General features: G+C 45.2%; 7 protein-coding genes. 6 read left to right on the top strand and 1 reads right to left on the bottom strand.

Translation table 11 applies throughout. The annotated features are described in order from the left end of the window. The first annotated feature begins 324 nt into the window (after nucleotides 1-324). From BSG1_RS17120 to clpC, 4 genes are read left to right on the top strand one after another with little or no spacing between them, the layout of a single operon-like run. On the top strand, nucleotides 325-789 hold the full coding sequence (locus BSG1_RS17120; protein WP_442852165.1) for a CtsR family transcriptional regulator: 465 nt from the start codon (nucleotides 325-327) through the stop codon (nucleotides 787-789). Nucleotides 790-804: 15 nt separating this feature from the next. After that, on the top strand, nucleotides 805-1,347 hold the full coding sequence (locus BSG1_RS17115) for a UvrB/UvrC motif-containing protein (protein WP_044023090.1): 543 nt from the start codon (nucleotides 805-807) through the stop codon (nucleotides 1,345-1,347). Then, nucleotides 1,347-2,417, top strand: coding sequence for a protein arginine kinase (locus BSG1_RS17110; RefSeq protein WP_006838439.1), 1,071 nt, complete (start codon nucleotides 1,347-1,349; stop codon nucleotides 2,415-2,417). The genes BSG1_RS17115 and BSG1_RS17110 overlap by 1 nt, the downstream gene beginning before the upstream one ends. Nucleotides 2,418-2,429: 12 nt before the next feature. Continuing rightward, a complete protein-coding gene (gene clpC, locus BSG1_RS17105; RefSeq protein ID WP_006838438.1) occupies nucleotides 2,430-4,871 on the top strand; it encodes an ATP-dependent protease ATP-binding subunit ClpC in 2,442 nt (813 codons plus the stop codon). Between the two features lie 32 nt (nucleotides 4,872-4,903). Here the strand turns inward: clpC and BSG1_RS21005 are convergent, their stop codons facing one another. Further along, nucleotides 4,904-5,071, bottom strand: coding sequence for a hypothetical protein (locus tag BSG1_RS21005; RefSeq protein ID WP_156791520.1), 168 nt, complete (start codon nucleotides 5,069-5,071; stop codon nucleotides 4,904-4,906). 95 nt (nucleotides 5,072-5,166) lie between these two features. Here BSG1_RS21005 and radA point away from each other — a divergent pair, with 95 nt between their 5' ends. Next, the gene (gene radA, locus BSG1_RS17100) at nucleotides 5,167-6,543 is read left to right on the top strand and encodes a DNA repair protein RadA (RefSeq protein WP_006838436.1); all 1,377 of its coding nucleotides are present in this window, start codon (nucleotides 5,167-5,169) and stop codon (nucleotides 6,541-6,543) included. 4 nt (nucleotides 6,544-6,547) lie between these two features. After that, nucleotides 6,548-7,500, top strand: a 953-nt coding sequence (gene disA, locus BSG1_RS17095) for a DNA integrity scanning diadenylate cyclase DisA (RefSeq protein WP_006838435.1), incomplete at its 3' end; no start/stop codon positions are given.

Raw genomic sequence — 7,500 nt, 5'->3', positions numbered from 1 at the left:
AAAATCAGGATAATCTCAATAAGCCTCACTCCTAAAATAACATAACAAGCTTTAAACCATCCCTCCCCCTCACAACGACATCAAAACCTGCCTCCCCGCTAACACCACATATACATACTGGAATACACTCATCCTCCCCAGCCCCTCATTTTTCCTTCCAAGATCACAGAGCACCCACATTAATTGCCTGCAAAACCAAATTCGCAGGTTTAAGAAACCCCTTCATCTGGGAAAACTTCTAAGGCAGATTAATGGATTGCAATGACAAGTTGTTCTGGTGTATAATCTTAGTCAAATATAGTCAAAGTCAAAAGAGGAGGAGGCCTGATGAGGAATATTTCCGATATCATCGAAAACTATTTAAAGAAGGTTTTTGAGTCAAGCGGCAATGAGATTGTCGAGATCAAACGCAGTGAGATTGCTGACAAGTTTCAGTGTGTCCCCTCCCAGATCAACTATGTAATCAATACCAGGTTTACGATGGAACGAGGGTATATGGTAGAGAGTAAGAGAGGCGGCGGCGGATATATCCGTATTATGAAGGTGCAGTCACTGGACCATGCCCATCTGGTCGACCAGTTGATTTCCCTGGTGGATAATAGAGTCTCTCAAAGTAATGCGGAAGATTTGGTATATAGATTGGTTGAAGAAGAGGTTATTACGTTAAGAGAAGCGAAGATAATGATAAGTGTGATGGATCGCTCAGTGCTTTATATCGACTTGCCTGATAGAGATGAGTTAAGGGCAAGGATGCTGAAGGCGATGCTGATTACATTAAAATATAAATAGGAGAGGTGAGTTGAATTGATTTGCCAGGAGTGTAATGAAAGACCTGCCACTCTCCATTTTACAAAGATTGTGAACGGGGAAAAGACCGAGGTTCATTTGTGTGAAAGATGTGCTAAGGAAAAAGGGGAAATGTTCATGTTTGATGGATCTCCTGCCTTTTCGGTCAACAGCCTTCTTTCCGGACTTCTGAATCTAAGTCCAGCAATGAAACAGCAAGAGGCACAGATTCCCAAGCAGGAAGTGCTTCAATGCGGGAAGTGCAAGATGACGTTTCAGCAGTTCATCAATGTAGGCCGGTTTGGCTGTTCGAACTGTTATGAAACATTTAAAGATGAATTGACTCCGATCTTACGCAGGGTCCACAGCGGGAATGTAGAACACCATGGAAAAATCCCGGCACGTATGGGTGGTACTATTCATTTGAAGAAAAAACTTACTAGTTTGAGAGCTCAGCTGCAGCAGTTGATTCAAGATGAGGAGTTTGAACAGGCAGCAGGGGTGAGGGATGAGATCCGCGCCCTTGAGAAGGAAATCCTCCAAGAGGGAGGCGGTAACTGATGTCACTTGAGAGGTTTTTAAGCCAGGCATCAAGCTCATGGATGAGTGAGGATGGCCCTAACTCAGATATCGTATTGAGTACCCGGATTCGCCTTGCCCGTAATTTGAATGAGTACCTTTTTCCGACTCTGTTTTCTGCGGAAGAAGCGAATAAGATATTGGAAAAGGTTCAGGGGTGTATTGGAGAGGAATCCGGCGAACATGGGAATCTTGAATTTTTAAAAATGTCAGAGATGCAGCCGCTGCAAAAACGGGTGCTGATGGAAAAGCATCTTGTGAGTCCGAATCTTATGGATGAATCGAGCTATGGAGCAGTTGTTCTTTCTGAAAGAGAAGATATCAGCATCATGGTCAATGAGGAAGATCATATCCGGATTCAATGTTTGTTTCCAGGACTTCAGCTAAAGGAAGCACTCAAGAAAGCAGATGAAATTGATAATTGGCTGGAAAGCAAACTGGATTTTGCTTTTCATGAAAAAAGCGGATATCTCACTTCTTGCCCGACCAATGTCGGGACAGGGATGAGGGCTTCGGTCATGATGCATCTGCCTGCCTTGATCATCACCCAGCAGATGAACCGGATTATTCCGGCAATCAATCAATTAGGGCTGGTTGTTAGAGGAATTTACGGTGAAGGCAGCGAAGCTTTAGGTAACATCTTTCAAATTTCCAATCAAATCACTCTCGGAAAATCTGAAGAAGATATTGTGGATGATTTAACAGGGGTCGTCAAACAGATTATTGCTCAAGAACAATCAGCCCGGGAAGCATTAGTGAAGACTTCGAACATACAATTAGAAGACAGAGTGTTCCGCTCTCTGGGTGTACTGGAGAATTGCAGGGTCATTGAGTCAAAAGAAGCAGCAAAATGTTTGTCGGATGTGAGATTGGGAATTGATTTAGGGTATATACAGAATATATCCCGCAATATTTTAAATGAATTAATGATTCTTACCCAGCCAGGGTTTTTACAACAATATTCAGGCGGACCGCTCCGCCCTGACGAAAGGGACATAAGAAGAGCGGCCTTTATTCGGGAACGACTTAAACTTGAGAATAGAAGTAGTTAGGAGGAGACGAATATGATGTTTGGCAGATTTACTGAAAGAGCTCAGAAGGTTCTTGCTTTAGCGCAGGAAGAAGCAATCCGTTTATCGCACAGCAATATCGGAACAGAACATATCCTTTTAGGATTGGTGCGCGAGGGTGAAGGAATCGCAGCGAAAGGATTGACTGCCCTTGGATTGAGCCCCGAAAAGATTCAAAAAGAAGTGGAGAGCCTGATTGGGAAGGGCAAAGAGAATTCCCAGACGATTCATTACACACCGAGAGCGAAAAAGGTGATTGAACTCTCAATGGATGAGGCGAGAAAGCTGGGCCACTCTTATGTTGGTACAGAGCATATCCTTCTTGGACTTATAAGGGAAGGCGAAGGCGTGGCTGCCCGAGTGTTGAATAATCTCGGCGTCAGCTTGAATAAAGCGAGGCAGCAGGTTCTGCAGCTTCTGGGCAGTAATGAATCGAACGGGCATCAGGGCGGCTCAAACACAAATGCCAACACACCGACGCTGGACAGCCTTGCTAGAGACCTTACAGCTATTGCCAGGGAAGACAGTCTTGACCCGGTAATCGGAAGAAGCAAAGAGATTCAGCGCGTAATTGAAGTTCTAAGCAGAAGAACAAAGAATAACCCGGTATTGATCGGTGAGCCTGGTGTTGGTAAAACAGCTATTGCCGAAGGACTTGCGCAGCAGATTGTCAATAATGAGGTGCCAGAGATCCTTCGTGACAAACGGGTTATGACATTGGATATGGGTACTGTTGTAGCCGGAACAAAATACCGTGGTGAATTCGAAGACCGCCTTAAAAAGGTCATGGATGAAATTCGCCAGGCGGGTAACATCATCCTCTTCATTGATGAGCTTCATACATTGATCGGTGCCGGCGGAGCGGAAGGTGCAATCGACGCTTCCAACATCCTTAAACCTTCATTGGCTCGAGGTGAATTACAGTGTATCGGTGCGACAACACTGGATGAGTACCGTAAATATATTGAAAAAGATGCTGCATTGGAAAGAAGATTCCAGCCGATCCAGGTGGACGAACCGACAGCAGAAGAATCTGTTCAAATTTTAAAAGGGCTTCGTGACCGCTATGAGGCACACCATCGTGTATCCATTACGGATGAAGCGATTGAAGCGGCAGTGAAGCTTTCAGACCGCTACATTTCAGATCGTTTCCTGCCGGATAAAGCAATCGATCTTATTGATGAGTCCGGCTCTAAGGTGAGACTGCGTTCCTATACGACTCCTCCTAATCTAAAAGAGCTTGAGGTAAAGCTTGAAGAGATTAGAAAAGAGAAGGATGCAGCCGTACAAAGCCAGGAATTCGAAAAAGCTGCTTCGCTGAGGGATACTGAACAGCGCCTGAGGGAAGAGCTTGAAGATACGAAAAAAACATGGAAAGAAAAGCAAGGTCAGGAGAATACGGAAGTGACTGTCGAGGATATCGCCAAGGTCGTATCCAGCTGGACCGGCATTCCTGTCAGCAAGCTGGCACAGACTGAGACAGATAAACTGCTGAAATTGGAAGAAATCCTGCATTCACGTGTCATCGGCCAGGATGAGGCAGTAAAAGCTGTTTCCAAAGCCGTAAGGAGAGCAAGAGCGGGATTGAAGGATCCCAAGAGGCCGATCGGTTCATTCGTCTTCCTGGGCCCTACAGGTGTAGGTAAGACAGAATTGGCGAGAGCACTTGCGGAATCTATGTTTGGTGATGAAGAATCGATGATCCGCATCGACATGTCTGAGTATATGGAAAAGCACTCGACTTCCCGCCTTGTCGGATCGCCTCCAGGATATGTAGGATATGAAGAGGGCGGCCAGCTTACTGAAAAGGTACGCCGAAAGCCATATTCAGTAGTCCTTCTTGATGAAATCGAGAAAGCACATCCTGATGTTTTCAATATCCTGCTTCAGGTCCTGGAAGATGGCCGTCTGACTGACAGTAAAGGACGTACAGTCGATTTCAGGAATACAGTCCTCATCATGACGTCAAACGTAGGAGCTGAATCACTGAAAAAGAACAAACATGTCGGCTTCAACATTCAGGATGGAGAACAGGATTATAAGGATATGAAAGGGAAAGTGATGGAGGAACTGAAGAGGGCCTTCCGTCCGGAGTTCCTAAATCGTATCGATGAAATCATTGTCTTCCATTCCCTTGAGAAAGCACACCTGAAAGAGATTGTGACATTGATGTCTGATCAACTGACAACCAGATTGAAAGAACAGGATATCTCACTGGAGCTGACAGATGCAGCTAAAGAGAAGATTGCCGATGAAGGCTTCGATCCTGAATATGGGGCACGTCCATTGCGCCGTGCGATCCAGAAGCATATCGAGGACCGACTTTCTGAAGAGCTGCTGAGAGGCACTGTGCTGACAGGACAGCATATCGTCATTGATGTAGAAGATAATGACTTCACAGTCCGTATGAAAGAAGCGACTAACACACCTTCATAACTAATAGGTTAAGCAATCAAGAGCAGTCATTCTTATTCCTTGATGGAAGCTCTGCTGTCGGGCAGGGTTCCAATCAGGATAAGGGCTGCTCTTGGCTTGCCTTTTTTCATTTTTAAACAAGCGTTGTGAAGAAACGGCAAACTGCCGCGTACCCGGTTTATCAAAAGAACAGGATAACGGGTTATTAAATCTTTCCCCAATCATGTCACCTTCCTTCAAAAGAGTTTACAATGTTCCCTAAAGTAGTATTTCAGTAAAATAATTTACATAGATATAGAAGAGAGAGGTAATACAGTTGGCTAAAAAGAAAACAAAATTTATGTGTCAGTCATGTGGATATGAATCGGCAAAGTGGATGGGCAGATGTCCTGGGTGTTCAGAATGGAATAAGATGGTCGAAGAAGTAGAGATTACGGGAAAACAGCCAAGAGGCGCGTTTAAACATTCAGTACAGCAGGGACCTTCAAAGGCGGAAAAACTTATTTCGATTGAATCCAGGCAGGAACCAAGAGTAGAAACAGATTCACAAGAGTTAAACAGGGTGCTTGGAGGGGGAGTTGTTCCCGGATCGCTTATTTTGATCGGGGGAGATCCCGGTATTGGTAAATCAACTTTGCTTTTACAGGTTTCATCTCAATTGGCAGAGGGTAAACACAAAGTTCTATATATATCCGGTGAAGAATCGATTAAACAGACAAAGCTAAGAGCAGACCGTTTGGAAATCAAAGCGGACGATCTATATATATATGCAGAGACCAATTTGGAAGCCATCCACGGAACCATTGAAGAGCTTGCTCCTGAATTTGTCATTGTCGATTCGATCCAAACGATCTTCCATCCTGAAGTGACATCCGCTCCGGGAAGTGTGTCCCAGGTAAGGGAATGTACAGCGGAGTTAATGAGAATTGCCAAAACAAAAGGAATTGCGATTTTTATTGTCGGGCATGTTACAAAAGAGGGATCTATCGCAGGTCCGAGGCTCCTGGAACACATGGTTGATACCGTGCTTTATTTCGAGGGTGAAAGGCACCATGCTTATCGTATCCTTAGAGCGGTCAAAAATCGGTTTGGTTCGACGAATGAAATGGGAATTTTTGAAATGAAAGAGCTGGGGCTCGAGGAAGTCGCAAATCCATCAGAGATATTTCTGGAAGAAAGGTCGCAGGGAGCTGCCGGTTCCACTGTTGTCGCGTCCATGGAAGGTACAAGACCTGTACTCGTTGAGATTCAGGCCCTTGTCACCCCGACAAGCTTCAATAATCCCCGCAGGATGGCAACAGGAATAGACCACAGCAAAGTATCGTTGATCATGGCTGTCTTGGAAAAGCGTGCAGGCTTCCTGTTGCAGCATCAGGATGCTTACCTGAAAGTTGCGGGCGGCGTGAAACTTGATGAACCCGCAATCGACCTTGCGGTTGCGGCATCCATTGCCTCGAGCTTCAGGGACCAGACGTCCGATCCTTTCGACTGTATTATCGGGGAAGTGGGACTGACAGGTGAAATACGCAGGGTATCCAGGATTGAGCAGCGTGTACAGGAAGCGGCAAAACTCGGTTTCAAAAGAGTCATTATTCCTGCTAACAATATCGGGGGGTGGAAAGCACCGTCCGGCATTGAGATCGTCGGTGTGAAAAATATCAATGAAGCGCTGAAGCAAATTTTAGGAGGATAATTACATGAATGAGAAGAAGGTACAGGATAAGTCAATGTCCGATATCTTGCAGTTTGTTGCCCCGGGATCCCCTCTCAGGGAAGGCATCGACAATGTGCTCAGAGCAAATACCGGGGGACTTATCGTCATTGGTTATAATGAAAAAGTGAAATCATTGGTGGATGGCGGCTTCCATATCGACAGTGTATTTTCGCCAAGTTATCTTTATGAGCTGGCTAAAATGGACGGAGCCATCATCTTAAATGATTCAGGCACAAAGATCATTCTTGCCAATGCACAGCTGGCTCCCGATGCCACTGTACCTTCTTCTGAGACCGGCATGAGGCACAGGACTGCTGAAAGGGTAGCCAAGCAGACGAAGTGCCTTGTGATTGCCATTTCTCAAAGAAGAAATGTCATCACTTTGTATCAGGGCAACTTCAGATATGCCTTGAAAGATATCTCGAATATCCTGACAAAAGCAAACCAGGCGATTCAGACACTGGAGAAGTACAAGGTTGTTCTGGACCAAAGCATCTCCAACCTTTCCGTACTGGAGTTTGAAGAACTCATCACTTATAGTGATCTGCTGCAGGTTTTGCATCGCTTCGAAATGGTCCTGCGGATTAAAAATGAACTTTTAACCTATCTAAGTGAGCTGGGAACAGAAGGCAGGCTGATCAGGCTGCAGATGAATGAATTGCTATCAGATATTGAAGAGGAAGCGATGCTGATTATAAGGGATTATTCCAAGGCCCGCGATATCAAACCATTTGATGTTCTGCACAAGTTCCAGGAGCTGGTCCATTCCGAAGTGCTGGATGACACGGTGCTCCTTAAACTGCTTGGTTATAACGGTTATATCCATTTGGATGACGGTATCTGTCCTCGCGGGTACAGGGTGTTGAACAAAATCCCTAGACTGCCGATCGTCATCATTGAAAATCTTGTAACCAATTTTGAGATTTTGCCGAATAT

The organism is Bacillus sp. SG-1, assembly GCF_000181495.1.
Classification (GTDB): domain Bacteria; phylum Bacillota; class Bacilli; order Bacillales; family Bacillaceae_B; genus Rossellomorea.
Note: the sequence above shows the minus strand (reverse complement) of the source record. Positions and strands in the feature narration are given on the sequence as shown.

Excerpts from the sequence above, each read along its gene's own strand:
- BSG1_RS17110 (WP_006838439.1), top strand. The coding sequence starts at position 1,347 with ATGTCACTTGAGAGGTTTTTAAGCCAGGCATCAAGCTCATGGATGAGT.
- clpC (WP_006838438.1), top strand. The coding sequence starts at position 2,430 with ATGATGTTTGGCAGATTTACTGAAAGAGCTCAGAAGGTTCTTGCTTTA.